The sequence below is a fragment of the candidate division WOR-3 bacterium genome (assembly GCA_039804025.1).
In the GTDB taxonomy this organism is placed as follows: domain Bacteria; phylum Hydrothermota; class Hydrothermia; order Hydrothermales; family JAJRUZ01; genus JBCNVI01.
In genome coordinates this window covers 67326-82292 of sequence record JBDRZP010000002.1, presented here as the reverse complement: position 1 = coordinate 82292, position 14967 = coordinate 67326, and the positions used below count along the sequence as shown (strand labels likewise).

Annotated in this window: 13 protein-coding genes; 6 read left to right on the top strand and 7 right to left on the bottom strand. The window is 30.4% G+C overall.

The genetic code is table 11. From position 1 onward, the window contains the following. Positions 1-3 precede the first annotated feature (3 nt). Genes ABIN73_01290 through gcvH form a run of 5 tightly spaced genes read right to left on the bottom strand, consistent with a single transcriptional unit; the run spans position 4 to position 3489 of the window. Entirely contained in the window at positions 4-954 is a 951-nt protein-coding gene (locus ABIN73_01290) for an NTP transferase domain-containing protein (GenBank protein MEO0268362.1), read from the bottom strand. Beyond that, positions 951-1301 (bottom strand): aspartate 1-decarboxylase, encoded by a 351-nt coding sequence (gene panD, locus ABIN73_01285; protein MEO0268361.1) that lies wholly within the window; start codon positions 1299-1301, stop codon positions 951-953. Before panD ends, ABIN73_01290 begins: the two co-directional genes overlap by 4 nt. Before the next feature lies 1 nt (position 1302). Further along, positions 1303-1779 carry a hypothetical protein gene (locus tag ABIN73_01280; GenBank protein ID MEO0268360.1) on the bottom strand — a complete coding sequence of 159 codons (477 nt, stop codon included), beginning with the start codon at positions 1777-1779 and terminating at the stop codon, positions 1303-1305. A 4-nt stretch (positions 1780-1783) separates the two neighbouring features. After that, positions 1784-3103, bottom strand: coding sequence for an aminomethyl-transferring glycine dehydrogenase subunit GcvPA (gene gcvPA / locus ABIN73_01275; GenBank protein MEO0268359.1), 1320 nt, complete (start codon positions 3101-3103; stop codon positions 1784-1786). A gap of 2 nt (positions 3104-3105) precedes the next feature. Next, positions 3106-3489, bottom strand: a complete 384-nt coding sequence (gene gcvH / locus ABIN73_01270) for a glycine cleavage system protein GcvH (protein ID MEO0268358.1) — start codon at positions 3487-3489, stop codon at positions 3106-3108. Positions 3490-3604: 115 nt separating this feature from the next. Between gcvH and mnmA the strand changes: the two genes are divergently transcribed. The 5 genes from mnmA (at position 3605) to ABIN73_01245 (ending at position 10411) form a co-directional block, all read left to right on the top strand. Further along, entirely contained in the window at positions 3605-4645 is a 1041-nt protein-coding gene (gene mnmA, locus ABIN73_01265) for a tRNA 2-thiouridine(34) synthase MnmA (protein ID MEO0268357.1), read from the top strand. Continuing rightward, complete coding sequence (guaA, locus tag ABIN73_01260; GenBank protein ID MEO0268356.1) at positions 4632-6185, top strand: glutamine-hydrolyzing GMP synthase; 1554 nt, start codon at positions 4632-4634, stop codon at positions 6183-6185. Before mnmA ends, guaA begins: the two co-directional genes overlap by 14 nt. Next, positions 6176-7360 carry a glycosyltransferase N-terminal domain-containing protein gene (locus ABIN73_01255; protein MEO0268355.1) on the top strand — a complete coding sequence of 395 codons (1185 nt, stop codon included), beginning with the start codon at positions 6176-6178 and terminating at the stop codon, positions 7358-7360. The genes guaA and ABIN73_01255 overlap by 10 nt, the downstream gene beginning before the upstream one ends. After that, positions 7357-8619, top strand: coding sequence for a (d)CMP kinase (gene cmk, locus ABIN73_01250; GenBank protein ID MEO0268354.1), 1263 nt, complete (start codon positions 7357-7359; stop codon positions 8617-8619). Before ABIN73_01255 ends, cmk begins: the two co-directional genes overlap by 4 nt. Before the next feature lie 100 nt (positions 8620-8719). Continuing rightward, complete coding sequence (locus tag ABIN73_01245) at positions 8720-10411, top strand: 30S ribosomal protein S1 (GenBank protein ID MEO0268353.1); 1692 nt, start codon at positions 8720-8722, stop codon at positions 10409-10411. A gap of 2 nt (positions 10412-10413) precedes the next feature. Here the strand turns inward: ABIN73_01245 and ABIN73_01240 are convergent, their stop codons facing one another. Together ABIN73_01240 and accD are read right to left on the bottom strand one after the other, a co-directional pair. Continuing rightward, the gene (locus ABIN73_01240; GenBank protein MEO0268352.1) at positions 10414-12420 is read right to left on the bottom strand and encodes a putative LPS assembly protein LptD; all 2007 of its coding nucleotides are present in this window, start codon (positions 12418-12420) and stop codon (positions 10414-10416) included. Next, positions 12411-13229, bottom strand: coding sequence for an acetyl-CoA carboxylase, carboxyltransferase subunit beta (accD, locus tag ABIN73_01235; GenBank protein MEO0268351.1), 819 nt, complete (start codon positions 13227-13229; stop codon positions 12411-12413). Before accD ends, ABIN73_01240 begins: the two co-directional genes overlap by 10 nt. 33 nt (positions 13230-13262) lie before the next feature. Here accD and ABIN73_01230 point away from each other — a divergent pair, with 33 nt between their 5' ends. Beyond that, positions 13263-14960 (top strand): oligopeptide transporter, OPT family, encoded by a 1698-nt coding sequence (locus tag ABIN73_01230; protein MEO0268350.1) that lies wholly within the window; start codon positions 13263-13265, stop codon positions 14958-14960. The last annotated feature ends 7 nt before the right edge of the window (positions 14961-14967 follow it).

The window sequence follows — 14967 nt, the reverse complement described above, 5'->3', positions numbered from 1 at the left end:
TTATTAAAATTTATTTTCAATAACAGTAGGTCCTTTTATTTCCTCCCCATCTTTTATTATTGAATTCTTTATTGTAACAAAAGGACCTATCTTTGCTCTTTTTCCTATTTTAGTTTTTCCCATTAAATAAACCATGGGATAAATTACTGTGTCTTTACCAATTTCCACTTCAACTTCTATATAAGTTGAGTCCTTATCCATTATTGTAATGCCCTTTTCCATCCATTCCTTAATTATCCTATTTTTAAAAACTTTAAATACTCTTTCGTAATCTTCCCTTGTATTTATTCCCAAAATTTCTTCGTGATCCTTCAAAGTATATGTATCCACTTTTTCCTTTTTAGACACAAGTATTTCAATACAATCAGTTATGTAATATTCACCTTTTAAATTATCAGGTTTAATTTCAACTATGGCTTCCTTTAATGCATTTACTTTAAAAATATAAACTCCTGCATTAACTTCCTTTATCTCTCTTTCTTTTTCCGTAGCATCTATTTCCTCGACAATTTTAAAGGGCTTTCCATTCTTTCTCAAAATCCTACCATATCCAGTTGGATCTGGTAGGAAGGCAGTTAAAAAGGTGCATGTATTTTTTTCTTTATTGTGTTTTTCTATTAAATTTTTAAGAGTTTCTGACCTTAAAAGAGGTGTATCACCCGGTAAAACGAGTATATCACTTTCTTCATCTATGTAATCAAGAGCAACCCTTACAGCATCACCTGTTCCCATAGGGACTTTCTGTTCTATAACTTTTACCTCTTGTGGTAAATTTTTTTTAAGTTCATCATAATTTTTTCCTGATACAACATATATTGGATTTAAGTTAATTTCTTTTAATTTATCAATAATATGAAATATAACAGGTTTACCAAGAATTTCATGTAGAACTTTTGATTTTTCAGAATTAAATCTTTTACTCTTCCCACCTGCTAAAATAACAGGATAAATCATTTTACTTTTACAATCTCGTTTTTTTCATTAAAAAATAAAATTTTAGGTTTAAAATCTTTTATCTTTTCAGGCTCTAAATAAATAAAAGAAAAAACAAGAATTTTGTCACCTTTAATACCGAGCCTTGCAGTTCCGCCGTTTAAAATAACTTCTCCTTTCTTTCCTTTTATTACATAGGTTTCAAACCTTTTCCCGTTAGATAAATTAACAACATAAACTGCCTCGTATTCTTTTATTCCTGCTTCCTTTATAACTTCCTCAGGCAAGGTTATTGAACCTTCATAGTTTAAATTTGTATCTGTAACAGTAAGACCGTGTAATTTAGCCCTTAAAATTTTAATATACATATTAAGATGATCCCATATTCAATTCTTCCTTGAGGCATTCTTTTAAATTATCAAGCATTTCGCCAGGAATAATAAAATTAATGTAATTCATTGCCGTAGATGTAGCAAGTATTTTTATTTTGTTTGTTATAAATATATTTAACAAACCTGCCATAACCCCTTTTTCTTCCATTAAATTTTTCCCGTAAAAAGAAACAAGAGCAACATCGTCAAAACTTCTTAAAAATCCCCATTCGAGACTTTCAAGAATTTCATTAAAAGTCTCCTTTGCTTCATCTTTTAAATAAGGAGGAACTAAAACAGTTATTGTTGATTTTCCTCTTGAAGAAGGAGAAGTTAAAATATAAGGTAGTGATATCCCTTTATTACTTATCTTCTCAAAAACATCAAGAATTACACCTATTTTATCAGGAACATCAAGAAGTGTAAAAAGTGTAAGTGGGTGTTTTATAGTAAAAGAATCTATTTTCTTTTTCATAATATTAAAATAAAGATATGCATTCGTTTATTTCACTTTCAATCATTTTTTCTGTTGCACCTATTAGAAGGTAATTTTCCTTGAAACCAAAAATTTTTAAAGGTATTCCAGGCATTATTCCCTTTTCTGAAATAGCTTTTTTCACAAATTCTTCAGCATCCTCTTTTAATTCAACTACAAATTCCCTATAAATTTCCCCTTCAAAAACTGTTTTATAACCTTTGTTTAATAGAGCATTTCTTATTTTTATTGTATTTTGGTGAGTTTTAACTGCAACTTCCCTTAAGCCTTTCTGCCCCATGTAGAGAATGTATACAAGAATAGCAAGTGCACATAACATCTGATTGGTGCATATATTACTTGTTGCTTTTTCCCTTCTTATATGTTGCTCTCTTGTTTGTAAAACCATCACATAACCTTCTTTTCCATCTAGATCAAAAGTTTTTCCAGCTATTCTTCCTGGCATCATTCTTATAAATTCCTTTTTAGCTGTGAATATTCCTGCATAGGGTCCACCAAAAGATAGGGGAAGACCAAGAGGTTGTCCCTCACATACAGCAATATCAGCATCATATTCACCAGGAGGTGAAATTATTGATATTGAAATAGGGTCAAATATAGAAATTAAAAGTATGTTTTTATTTTTTGTGATTCTTCTTATTTCAAAGGGATTTTCAAGAATACCAAAAAAATTTGGATGTTGAAAGGCAAAGCCAACTGTATCTTCATCTATTTTACTTTCTAAATCTTCAAAATCGATAGTTCCCTTTTTAGAAGAATATTTAACATATTCAATTTTTAGAGTAAAGGATGCATAAGTTTCTAAAACTTTCTTATAAAAGGGGTTTATGTTATCTGCTACAAGAATTTTATTTTTTTTGTTAATTCTTTTAGCCATAAGCACTGCTTCTGCAAAGGCTGAAGCACCATCATACATTGAAGAATTTGCTACATCCATTTGAGTTAATTCACAAATTGCAGTTTGAAATTCATACATTGCCTGAAGAGTCCCCTGAGATACCTCTGCCTGATAGGGGGTATAAGCTGTAAAAAAGGAAGGGTTTTTAATTATAAATCTTACAACAGGTGGAACATAATGGTCATAAGCCCCGGCTCCCCCAAAGATTTTTAGTAGTTTATTTTGAAGAGCAAGACCTTTTACATATTTTTCAACTTCAGATTCTGATAAAGCATAGGGTAAAGGTATTTCTTCTCTTAGTTTTATTTCGTCAGGGATAACCCAGAGGAGCTCTTCGATACTTTTTATATTTAAAAAATTTAAAATTTTTTTATAAGCTTCTTCCTGATTGGGTATAAATGGCATTTTTAGCTTTCTCCTATGTGTTTCTTGTATTCCTCAGCAGAAAGAAGATTTTTAATTTCTTCTGGATCTTTTATTCTAATTTTAAAAATCCATCCGTGACCATAAGGGTCAGAATTTATTATACCGGGTTCGCTTTCAAGTTCTTCATTTACTTCAATTACCTCTCCTGAAAGGGGAGAAAAAATATCCGCAACTGTTTTTACAGCTTCAATAGTTCCACAGGGTTCAAATTGTGTTACTTCCTGCCCAACAGAGGGAGGCTCCACATAAACTATATCAGAAAGTTCACTCTGGGCAAAATCAGTAATTCCAACTGTAGCAGTTTCTCCTTCTATTTTAACCCATTCGTGCTCCTTTGTATATTTTAAATCTTCCGGTATATGCATTTTTCCCTCCTTCAATTTTAATTTAAATTTAGGGATTTAAACCCAATTTTAAATTTTATAATATAGGATTATTATTGAAAAAATCAAAAAAATTTGGCATAATAGAGAATTATAAATGAAAGTTATACTTGCAATATCAGGTGGAATAGATTCAAGTACTGCTTTATTTTTGCTTAAAAATATGGGAGCAGAAATTGAAGCAATAACTTTATTTCTATGGGATAAAAATTCCCATAAAAGATCATGTTGCTCTATTGAAGCTGTTCAGAGAGCAAGGAGAATATGTTACAGGTTAGGCGTTAAACATACTGTAATTGATTCAAGAAGAGATTTTGAAGAAATTATAGTGAATAAAAGTTTTGTTGAAGAATATAAAAAAGGACTTACACCTAACCCCTGTGTTTTCTGTAATAGATTTTTTAAATTTGGGACTTTATTAGAAGAAATGAAAAAAAGAAATTTTGATTACCTTGCTACAGGTCATTATGCAAGAATATATAAGGAAAATGGAAAATATTTCATAAGAAAAGCAAAGGATGAAGAGAAAGATCAGAGTTATTTTCTTTCAATGATTTTCCCCTCAATTTTAAAACACCTTTTTTTTCCTCTTGGTGATTTAACAAAGAAAGAAGTTTTAGAAATTGCTGAAAGGGAAAATTTACTTTTACCTTCCTATGAGGAATCCCAGGATTTATGTTTCATAGAAAAAAGCATTCAGGATTTTTTAAAGGAAAGGCTGGGGGAAAAAAAAGGTTTTATTTTTTTTAAAGATAATGTAATAAAAGAGCACAGTGGTTTTTATAACTTTACAATAGGTCAAAGAAAAGGTTTAAATTTAAGTCTTGGTGAGAGAGTTTATGTTAAAAGAATTGATCCTGAAAAAAATGTTGTTGAAGTTGATGTTAAGAAAAATGTTATGAAAAAAGAAATATTAGTTGGTAAATTGAACCTGTTTGATAAAATAAAAGGAGAAAAAAAATTGAAGGTGAAAATTAGAAATTTACACAGGGAAAGTGATGCAAGGGTAAAATTTTATGATGATTATGCAGAGGTCAATTTTGAAGAAGAACAATTTGCACCAACACCAGGACAGATAGCAGCATTTTATGATGATGATATACTTTTTGGGGGTGGAATAATTTATGAAAAGAGATAAGATTCTTATTATTGATTTTGGCTCACAATATACAATGTTAATCGCAAGAAGAATAAGAGAGCTTAATGTTTATTCAGTTATTCTTTCTCCTTTTGAAGAAAATTTAATAGAAAGTGTGAATGCTGATGATGTAAAGGGAATAATTCTATCAGGTGGTCCAAGTAGTGTTTATGATGAGTCTGCTCCTAAAATACCCATTGAGATATTTAACTCAGGAAAACCCATACTAGGAATCTGTTATGGCTTACAGCTTATTGCCCATTTACTCGGTGGAAAGGTTTCAAAATCAAAGAAGAGAGAATATGGTTATGCTCTCTTTAAAGTTATAAGAAATTCAATACTTTTTGACGGGGTAGAAAGAAAATTTCAAGTGTGGATGAGTCACGGAGACTATGTAGAAAAGCTTCCAGAAGATTTTGTATCTACAGGAAAAACAGAGAGTACACCTTATGCCTCTATAGAAAATAAAAAATTAAAAATCTACGGAACTCAATTTCATCCAGAGGTTTATCATACGAAAAATGGGAAAAAGATAATTAAAAATTTTATTTTTAAAATAGCAGGTGCTAAAAGAAACTGGAAAATCACAAGCTTTATTGATGAAAAAATAAGAGAAATAAGAGGGGTTGTTAAAGATAAACCCTGTTTTCTTGCCTTATCAGGCGGTGTTGATTCCTCTGTTCTTGCTTTTCTTCTCAGAAAATCAATACCAGAAAATTTTTATCCAATTTTTGTGGATACAGGTTTATTAAAGGAAAAGGAAAAAGAAAGAGTTAAAAGAATTTTTAAAGATTTCAAAAATTTGAAAATTGTGGAGGCAAAGGATGATTTTTTAAATGCACTTAAAGGTGTAAAGGATCCTGAAGAAAAGAGAAAAATAATAGGTAAAGTTTTTTTTGAAGTATTTGAAAGAGAAGCAAAAAGTATTAGTAAGGAAAAAGGTGAAAAAATTGGTTTTTTAGCTCAAGGGACTCTTTATCCTGATTTGATTGAGTCAAAAAGCTATAAGGGACCTTCAAGTAAAATAAAGACACATCATAATGTAGGGGGTGTTCCAGAAAAGCATCCCTTTATTTTAATTGAGCCCTTTAAAGAACTTTTTAAGGATGAGGTGAGAAAGATAGGAAAGAAATTAAAAGTTCCTGATGAGATAATTAAAAGACATCCTTTTCCTGGTCCTGGTATGGCAGTAAGAATAATTGGTGAAATTAACGAAGAGAAACTTGAAATCATAAAAAAAGCAGATTTAATTGTTGAGGAGGAAATAAAAAAAGCAAAGCTTTATAACAAACTGTGGCAGGTTTTTCCTGTTCTTTTACCTGTTAAATCAGTGGGAGTAATGGGTGATACAAGAACTTATGAAAATGTTATTGCCATAAGGGCTGTTAAAAGTGTTGATGGAATGACTGCTGATTGGGCAAAACTCCCCTATTTTTTACTTGATAAAATAGCAAGGAGAATAATTGGAGAAATAAAAGGTATTAATAGGGTAGTTTATGATATAACTTCAAAACCTCCTTCAACAATAGAATGGGAGTGATTGAAGGAGCTTATAAAACATTATCATTTTTAAGTTATCCTATAGCCAAGAATAGAATTAAAGATTTCAGAGTAGATAAAGATTCAATATGGTTTCATGCTGCTTCTCTTGGTGAAGTTATTTCAATAAAGCCTGTTATAGAGTATTTTAAAGGAAAAGGTATATCCTTTTTTTTAACTACAATGACAGAATCAGGGAAAAAAAAAGCAGAAGAAGATTTTAAAGGTAATGTTTTTTTGTTTCCTTATGATAATCCCCTTTTTATAAAAGAAATTTTAAAAAAATCTAAGTTAATAGTTTTTGCTGAAAGTGAGTTCTGGCCGAATACAATTTTTGAAATAAGGAAAAATAAAAAAAGAATAATTCTTGTTAATGGTAGAATCTCTGAGAACTCTTTTAGAAAGTGGAAGGTTTTTAAAAATTTTTTTAAGAAAATTTTATTTTGTTTTGATAGATTTTTTGTAATAAGCAGTAAAGAGAAAAAATATTTAAAATTTTTCGGAGTTGATGAAAAAAAGATTTTTGTATCCGGAAATTTGAAACTTTTAAGTATAAAAAGAGAAGTCCTTCCTCTTTTTGATAAGCCCTTTGATTTTACCATCACTTTTGCAAGTGTAAGGTCAGGTGAATTTAAGGGTTTGGTAAATTTTATAGAAAAAGTTATAAAGATAAATGAAAATATTGGTTTTATAATAGCTGTTAGACATTTAAGTACTCTAATTTTACTTGAAAATATTTTAAGGGTGAAAAATATTGAGTATGTGAAATTTACTGAAAAAGGAGAAAAATCAAAAGAAAAAAAGAGGGTTTTAATTCTTGATACCCTTGGAAACTTGATAAGGGTTTACCCTGTAAGTGATGCTGTTATTGTAGGTGGAACCTTTGCTCCCTATGGTGGTCACAATTTACTTGAGCCAGCACAGTTTGGTGTTCCAGTTTTTTTTGGACCTTATACTTCTAATGTCAAAGGTATGGAGGAAATTTTGTTAAAAGAAAGGGGCGGAATAAAGTGTAAAACTTTTAATGAACTTTTTGAAATTTTTTTAAAACTCGTAAATGACAAAAAGGAAATAGAAAATTTAGGAAAGAATGCAAAAAGGGCTTTTGAAAGGGCAAGAAAGGTTACTGAGAATGGTTTTAATGAGATAGTAAAGTATCTGGAAAGTAATTTATGAGGAAGATAGTTATCGCGATAGATGGAACAGCTGGAAGTGGTAAGACAACTCTTTGTTTGAAACTTGCATATCTTTTAAATTATGTTCCAGTTTTAACAGGAAAACTTTATAGAGGTATAGGAGCCTATATAAAAAGAAACAATTTAAAACTAGAAGAAATTAAAAAGAAAATAAAAGATTTAAAAGTCGATTATAAATTTGAAGTAGTTCCTAAGGTTTTTGTTAATGGAATTGATTTAACAGAGGAACTTGATGACCCAGTTGTTGAAAGGATAACTTCAGAGATTGCTGAATATAAAGAGGTTAGGGAGCATCTTTATCATGTTCAAAGAAAGTTTGTTGATGAAAAAGGAGTTGTTATGGAAGGAAGGGATATAGGAACTGTAATAGCAAGGGATGCAGATTTAAAGTTTTACATGGATGCTGATCTTATGGTGAGAGCTCAAAGGAGGTATAGAGATTTTTTAAAAAGAGGAGAAAAAATAGATTTTGAGAGAGTTTTCTTAGAATTAGAGAAAAGGGATAAAAGAGACAAATCAAGAGAGAATGCTCCTCTTAAGATACCTGAAGATGCCTATTTTATTGATACAACAAATAAAAAAATAGAAGATGTTTTAATTTTATGTTTAAAACTTGCTTATGAAAAGATATATAAATCAAGAGAAAAATTCAGGTGGAAATTTGCCTATTATTTTACCTATCCTTTTATAAAATGGCTTTTTGGAATGAAAATAGAAGGAAGAAAAAATTTATTTAAAAAAGGTCCCTGCATTATAACACCCAATCATACAACTTTTTGGGATCCTCCTTTTATAGGCTTTGCAGCAAAAAGAGAAAGTTATTTTTTAGCAAAGATTGATCTTTTTTTACCAAATCCCCTTTTTGCATGGCTCATAAGAACCTTTAACGCAATTCCAATAAAAAGAGGAATAGGTGCTGTGAGTGCTTATGAAAAAGCAGAAGAATTACTTGAAAGTGGTAAGATGGTTGTAATTTTTCCAGAGGGAACAAGGAGTAAAACTGGGACTCTTCTTCCATTTAAAAAAGGTGCAGCGTCACTTGCATGTAATTTAAGAGTTCCTGTTATTCCTGCTTATATAAAAAATGTAAGAGAAAATCCATTAAAGTGGATATTGAGAAAAAAAAGACTATCAGTAAAATTCGGAGTTCCCCTTTTACCTTTTGGAAATACAAAAGAATATATTGAAGAATTTAATAAAAAAATAGAAGAAGAAGTTAAAAAACTTTCTTTGACTTGAAATTTTGCTTTAAAATGCTTAATAATAAAATTCAAAATTTCCTCTCCTTTTTGGTTCAAATCCACTCTAAGGGAGAGGAAATAAGGGAGGATTATTTTTAATGAAAGGTGAAGATTTAAAAAATCTTGATGAATTTCTCTCACAGACTTTTAAAACTATAAAGGAAGGAGATATTGTAAAGGGTAAAGTTCTTAAAGTTGGTGAAAGGGAAGTTTATTTTGATCTTGGAGTAAAAGCAGAAGGAGTTTGTCCCAAGGATGAATTTAAAAATCCAGAGGAACTGAAACCAGGTGATGAAGTTTTGCTTTATGTTGAAGATCCTGATGGTCCTGATGGTTTTGTAATTCTTTCAAAGCATAAATCAGATTTTGAGCTTGCGTGGGATAAAATAAGTGAAGCCTACGAGAAAAATAAGACAGTTACAGGTAAAGTTCTAAGAAGGGTTAAAGGAGGGTTAATTGTTGATGTTTTTGGTGTTGATGCCTTTATGCCTGGTTCCCAAATCGATGTGAAACCTGTAAGAAATATAAATCTTCTTGTAGGAAAAAATATTCATTTTAAACTTCTGAAAGTAAATAAGGAGAGAAAAAATATAGTTGCGTCAAGGAAAGCCTACATAGAGGAAGAGTTAGAAATGAAGAAAAAAATAATAGAAGAAAAGTACGAGGAAGGTGAAATTGTAGAAGGAGAAGTGAAGATGGTTTCAAACACAGGAGTAATCCTTGAGCTTGAAAATGTTGAAGGTTTTATTCCTCTAAGTGAATTATCTTCAAGGAGAGTAAAGAATGCAAAGGAAGTGGTAAGAGTTGGTGAAAAAATAAAGGCAAAGGTTATTGATAAAGATCTTGAAAGATTAAGAGTAATTTTATCTCTCAAAGATTTAATACCGGAAAAATGGGAGGAAATTGAGAAAAATTATCCAATAGGTAAAAGAGTAAAAGGGATAGTTAGAAAAATTTTACCTTATGGAGTTTTAGTGGAAATAGAAAAGGATATTCTTGGCTTCTGCCATATAAGTGAACTCTCTTGGAAAAAGATAAAAGATCCTTCAGAAGTTGTTAGAGAAGGAGATTTAGTTGAAGCTCTTATTCTTGATGTTGATAAAGAGAAAATGAGAATTGCCCTTGGAATAAAACAGACACAGCCTGATCCCTGGACATATATTGAAGAAAAATTCCCGAGAGGCTCAATTGTAAAAGGTAAGGTTGTAGGATTTGATAATTTCGGTGCAATAATTGAACTTGATGATGGAATTGAAGGTTATTTGCATACATCTGATATTTCATGGACAAGAAAATTTTCAAACCCCCAGGAGGCTTTGAGACTAAATCAAAGACTCAGATTAAAAGTTATGAATATTGATAAAAAGGCAAGACTTATAACCCTTTCCCTTAAACATCTGAGACCTGACCCATGGAAAGAAATTGTTAAAAGATTAACTCCTGAAACCACTTTAAAGGCTCCTATAATTAAAGTGAATGATAAAGGGTTAATAGTAGAGGTTGATAAAGGGCTTGAAGGTTTTGTTCCAGTTTCTCATCTCACAAAGAAAGGGAATGTAGCAGAAAATTATAAAGAAGGCGAAGAGATAAATCTTAAAGTATTAAAGGTTGAACCGCAGAGGAAGAGAATTTTATTATCAGAGAAAGAATTTGAAAGAATTATGCAGAAAAAAGAAATTGCAAAATACACTGAAAGTGGTCCTGCAAGAATAAATCTCGGAGAACTTTTGAAAGCAGAACTTGAAAAATTATCGAATATAGAAGAGGAAGAAGAAAAAGAAGAAAAATAAACTTATTCCTGTAAAGAAGGTAAAATCGTTTCAAAGAAATTTCTTTCTATTTTTAAATCAGGAATTTCTTTTATCCATATTCTGAATTGATAATCATAAAAGGGTCCTGTTTTAGACCATCTTATTTCAAGGGAAAAGCAGTGTAAATCTCTTGTTAGATTTAAACTCTGTGATACAACTCTCTTTTCTTCACTTGTGTAAGTAAAGTTATAACTAAAATTCCACATTTTTGTTATTCTTCCATTTATCTGTGAACTTAATAAATGGTTTTCCTTTTCAATATTTCTCTGATAGGTATATGTGCCATTCAGATTCAATTTTTCCTGTGAGGGTAAAATTTTATCTGTAAAAAATAAATTTATGTTGTAAGATAGTCTTAAATCAGAGCTTTCTATTTTACCGGTATATGGATTATAAATAAAAGAAGAGCTACCAGAGAAATTAAACGGTAAAGGTATTGTTCCTGTAAAATTTATATTTGAGAATTTTTTTTCTTTTTTTAAAAAGTCATAATTAGATGAAAGATAAAAATTAATTAAAGAGTATTTTTTATTTTCCTTTTTAACATAATAATCATTTTTAAGACTCAAATTCATACTTGATGAAGGATTTTTAGGTCCTTCTCCTTTGACATTTATTGCCCTAAAACCTGGTCTATAACTATAACCTAATGATAAAGTAGCAAGGTGATAAAAGTTATCAAAAAATGGTGGTTTTATAATGGATTTTCCATAAAAAGTTATTGCAGATGAAGTATTTAAGGAGATATTATGAGAAACAGGATACTTATTCTGTAAAGTATCCTCGGGATAAATTTTCTGTGAAAAATTTGCTGAACTTGTTACATTAAATATTCCCAGTATATTGTTCTGCAAAAAAAATCCTTGATTCATACTTAAAAATTTATCCTCGGTTTTCTTAGTAGTGTCTTTTGTTATTTTTCTTAAAAAATTAAATCCCCCCTCGCATCTCATTGGACCAATTTGTTTTCCAAAAAGATTAAGAGAGAGGTGAGGCACTCTTGTTTCCTTTTTCTTATTTAAAAAATCATCTCTGTGATCAAGAGTTAAATTTAATGATGATATTTTAAAATTTTTAGAAAGGGTCAAAAAAGAATAGCTTTCACTTTTAAGTCTTTCAGGTCTGTATTCAGAATAATCAGTTGCATAGGTCTGGTCTGATATAAAGTCAGCCTTTGCCTGCATTTTAATATTAAAAGGCATATTCTGTGAATGAATTGCATTTATACTCCATCTTTCCCTTTTGGGATTAATTTCCCTTGTAAATGTTCCATTTATATTACCTTCAAGGGTTTTAAAAATTTTATATTCATAATCGCTTAATATAGTTACTCCTCTTCTTTCATAAAGATCAAATCCAAAGGTAAAATCCATATAGTTATTTATTGCCCAGTAATAGGTAATGTTTTTAAGGTATAAACCTAAAAGAGAATTTCTCCCTGGTTTTGGAGTTAAAAATCCTGATTTTCTTTCTCTTGTTGCAGGAAAAATCCAGAAAGGAAGGTATAAAACAGGGAAATCCCTTATAAACATAATAACAGGTTGTGCGATTATATCTTTTTTAGGTATGGTTTTTACTTTACTTGATAAAAAGAAATAGTGGGGTGAATCTAAATCACATGTTGTATAGTGTGCTTTAAAAGCTTTTAAATTATCCTTATCAACTTTAAAAATTTCTTCTGCCCATAATATTCCTTTTTCAATTTTAGTTTTTCCTTTTGTTACTTTTCCTTTTTGAGTTTGTAAGCTATATACAATTTTTTCTCCCTTTAATGAATCTTTTCCTGACTTTAATTTAGCATTTCCGTAAGCATACATAAGATTTTTTTCTTGATAAAATAAAACTGTATCAGAGTAAAGGGTTATGTTTTCGTAATCAATTTTTACATTTCTATATAGATAAAAAACTTTTTTTCCTGCATCATAAAATAGGGAGTCAGCCTGAAATTTAATTGGTTTAAGGAAAATTAAATAAATTATTAATCCCAAAGAATATTTAAAATTTTTATTATTTTCTTTTTCAATTCTCTTCTATCAATTACCTCATCAACCATCCCATGTTCAAACTGAAATTCTGCTCTCTGAAATCCTTCAGGTAGTTTTTGTTTTATTGTTTGTTCAATTACCCTTGGTCCTGCAAAACCAAGTAAAGCTCCTTTTTCTGCAAATGATATATCTCCAAGGGCTGCAAAGGAAGCCATTACACCACCCATTGTAGGATCACAGAGAACAGTTATATAAGGTAATCTATTTTCCTCAAGTAATTTAACACCAATATTTGTTTTTACAAGTTGCATAAGGGAAAGAATTCCTTCCTGCATTCTTGCTCCACCACCTGAAGAGGTTATTGAAATTAAAGGCAATTTTTCTTTTACTGCGTATTCGCATATCCTGTAAAACTTTTCTCCATAGGCAGATCCCATACTTCCTCCCATAAAGGAAAAGTCTGTTATAAATACTGAGACTGAAAACTTTCCAATTTTCCCTTTTCCTGTTATACATGCTTCATTTAATCCTGTTTCTTCTTTTGCTTTTTTAATTTTCTTTTTATATTCAGGAAAATTTAAAGGGTCGTCGGATTCTATATTTTTAAAGAATTCTTCAAAGGAATTTTCCTCAAATAAAATTTCAATGTATTTTTTAGCAGGTATTCTGAAATGGAAGGAGCATTTCGGACAAACCCATAGATTTTTTTCAAGCTGAGCCAAGTGAAGGGTTTCCCTGCAATTGTCACACTTTCTCCACACTTCTGCCACTATTTCCTTTTTATCAGGTTTAAAGGGTTTTCTGAAGAACATAAACTATTATAAAGTATATCTTATAATTAATTCATGAAAGAATTTACTTTAAGAGCAGTAATTCTGGGAATTATTTTATCCGTAATTTTTGGTGCAAGTAATGCTTATCTCGGTCTTAAAGCTGGTATGACTGTATCTGCTTCAATTCCTGCTGCCTGTGTTTCAATGGCTATTTTAAGGGGAATTTTAAAAGGTGGAACAATTCTTGAAAATAACATTGTTCAGACAATTGCATCAGCAGGTGAATCCCTTGCAGCTGGAATTATTTTTACAATACCCGCTCTTATTCTGTTAGGAATAAATCCTTCAATTTTTTATATTTTTCTTACATCACTTTTAGGAGGAATTCTCGGTGTAGTATTTATGATACTTGTAAGGAAAAAATTTATTGAGGAAGAGGATAAAGATTTACCTTTTCCTGAGGGAAGAGCCTGTGCTGAAGTATTAAAGGCAGGTGATGAAGGGGGAGAAAAGGCTAAAAGTGTTTTTGAAGGCATTTTTTCAGGTTTCTTATATAGATTTTTTGCCTTAGGATTTAAATTGTTTCCCGATGTTTTTTATTTTAATTTTAAAAATAAGATTAACCTGGGTTTTGAAAATTCCCCTGCCCTTTTAGGTGTGGGAATTATTCTTGGAAGAAGAATTTCCTTTTTTCTTCTTGGGGGAGGTCTTTTAGGATGGTTTGTTTTAATTCCCCTAATAGGTAATTATTTTCCAGAGGCTAAACTTTTTGATCCCCATACTATATGGAGCAAATATATAAGATATATAGGTGCAGGAGCAGTATTTGCAGGTGGTTTTATTTCTTTTTTAAAAATTCTTTTTCCTTTATTTAAGGAAAGAAGTTTTTATTCCTTTAGACCAGGAGAAAAAGATCTTCCCCTTTCTTTTATTTTTATTTCTTCCTTAATTATTTATCTTTTAATTTCAATTTTACCTTTCTTTAATCAAAACTTTTTTACCTCTTTACTTATAGTTATTTTTTCCTTGATTTTTGTCGTGGTTTCTTCAAGGATTGTAGGTCTTGTTGGTTCTTCCTCAAATCCTGTTTCAGGTATGACAATTGCTACACTTTTTACTTTCAGTTTAATAATCTATTCCCTCGGTGGAAGAGGTTTTCCCGCTATGATAGCTTCTCTTACAACGGGTGCTTTTGTGTGTATTTCAGCGGCAATTGCAGGTGACATTTCTCAGGATTTGAAAACAGGTTACCTCCTTGGAGCAACACCTAAATTACAGGAAATTGGAGAAATAATAGGTGTCATCACTTCCTCAATTTTTATAGGTTTTACTCTTTTTTTATTACACAAGGCTTATGTTATTGGAAGCGAAAAACTATCTGCGCCTCAAGCAACACTTATGTCACTTATTGTAAAGGGTATTTTTGAAGGTGATATGCCCTTTAATCTTTTCTTTACAGGAATTATGATAACAGTTTTTCTTGAAATTCTTGGTATATCTTCTTTACCTGTTGCTGTTGGACTTTACCTTCCACTTTCTTTATCTACTCCTATTGCCCTTGGTGGTATTATTTCTGATTTAATAAAGAAAAAGGAAAAAGGAGTTTTACTTGCTTCTGGTTTTGTTGCAGGTGATGCTATAAGTGGAATAGTTCTCGCAATAATAATTCTATCAGGAATTTCTCTTTTTAATTTTAATATTTTGAATCCTCTTTTTGGGGTAATTTCCCTTTTAATTTTTTCTATCTATACATTTTTTAGATTAAAATAAAAATTTA

Excerpts from the sequence above, each read along its gene's own strand:
- ABIN73_01290 (MEO0268362.1), bottom strand. The coding sequence starts at position 954 with ATGATTTATCCTGTTATTTTAGCAGGTGGGAAGAGTAAAAGATTTAAT.
- panD (MEO0268361.1), bottom strand. The coding sequence starts at position 1,301 with ATGTATATTAAAATTTTAAGGGCTAAATTACACGGTCTTACTGTTACA.
- ABIN73_01280 (MEO0268360.1), bottom strand. The coding sequence starts at position 1,779 with ATGAAAAAGAAAATAGATTCTTTTACTATAAAACACCCACTTACACTT.
- gcvPA (MEO0268359.1), bottom strand. The coding sequence starts at position 3,103 with ATGCCATTTATACCCAATCAGGAAGAAGCTTATAAAAAAATTTTAAAT.
- gcvH (MEO0268358.1), bottom strand. The coding sequence starts at position 3,489 with ATGCATATACCGGAAGATTTAAAATATACAAAGGAGCACGAATGGGTT.
- mnmA (MEO0268357.1), top strand. The coding sequence starts at position 3,605 with ATGAAAGTTATACTTGCAATATCAGGTGGAATAGATTCAAGTACTGCT.
- guaA (MEO0268356.1), top strand. The coding sequence starts at position 4,632 with ATGAAAAGAGATAAGATTCTTATTATTGATTTTGGCTCACAATATACA.
- ABIN73_01255 (MEO0268355.1), top strand. The coding sequence starts at position 6,176 with ATGGGAGTGATTGAAGGAGCTTATAAAACATTATCATTTTTAAGTTAT.
- cmk (MEO0268354.1), top strand. The coding sequence starts at position 7,357 with ATGAGGAAGATAGTTATCGCGATAGATGGAACAGCTGGAAGTGGTAAG.
- ABIN73_01245 (MEO0268353.1), top strand. The coding sequence starts at position 8,720 with ATGAAAGGTGAAGATTTAAAAAATCTTGATGAATTTCTCTCACAGACT.
- accD (MEO0268351.1), bottom strand. The coding sequence starts at position 13,229 with ATGTTCTTCAGAAAACCCTTTAAACCTGATAAAAAGGAAATAGTGGCA.
- ABIN73_01230 (MEO0268350.1), top strand. The coding sequence starts at position 13,263 with ATGAAAGAATTTACTTTAAGAGCAGTAATTCTGGGAATTATTTTATCC.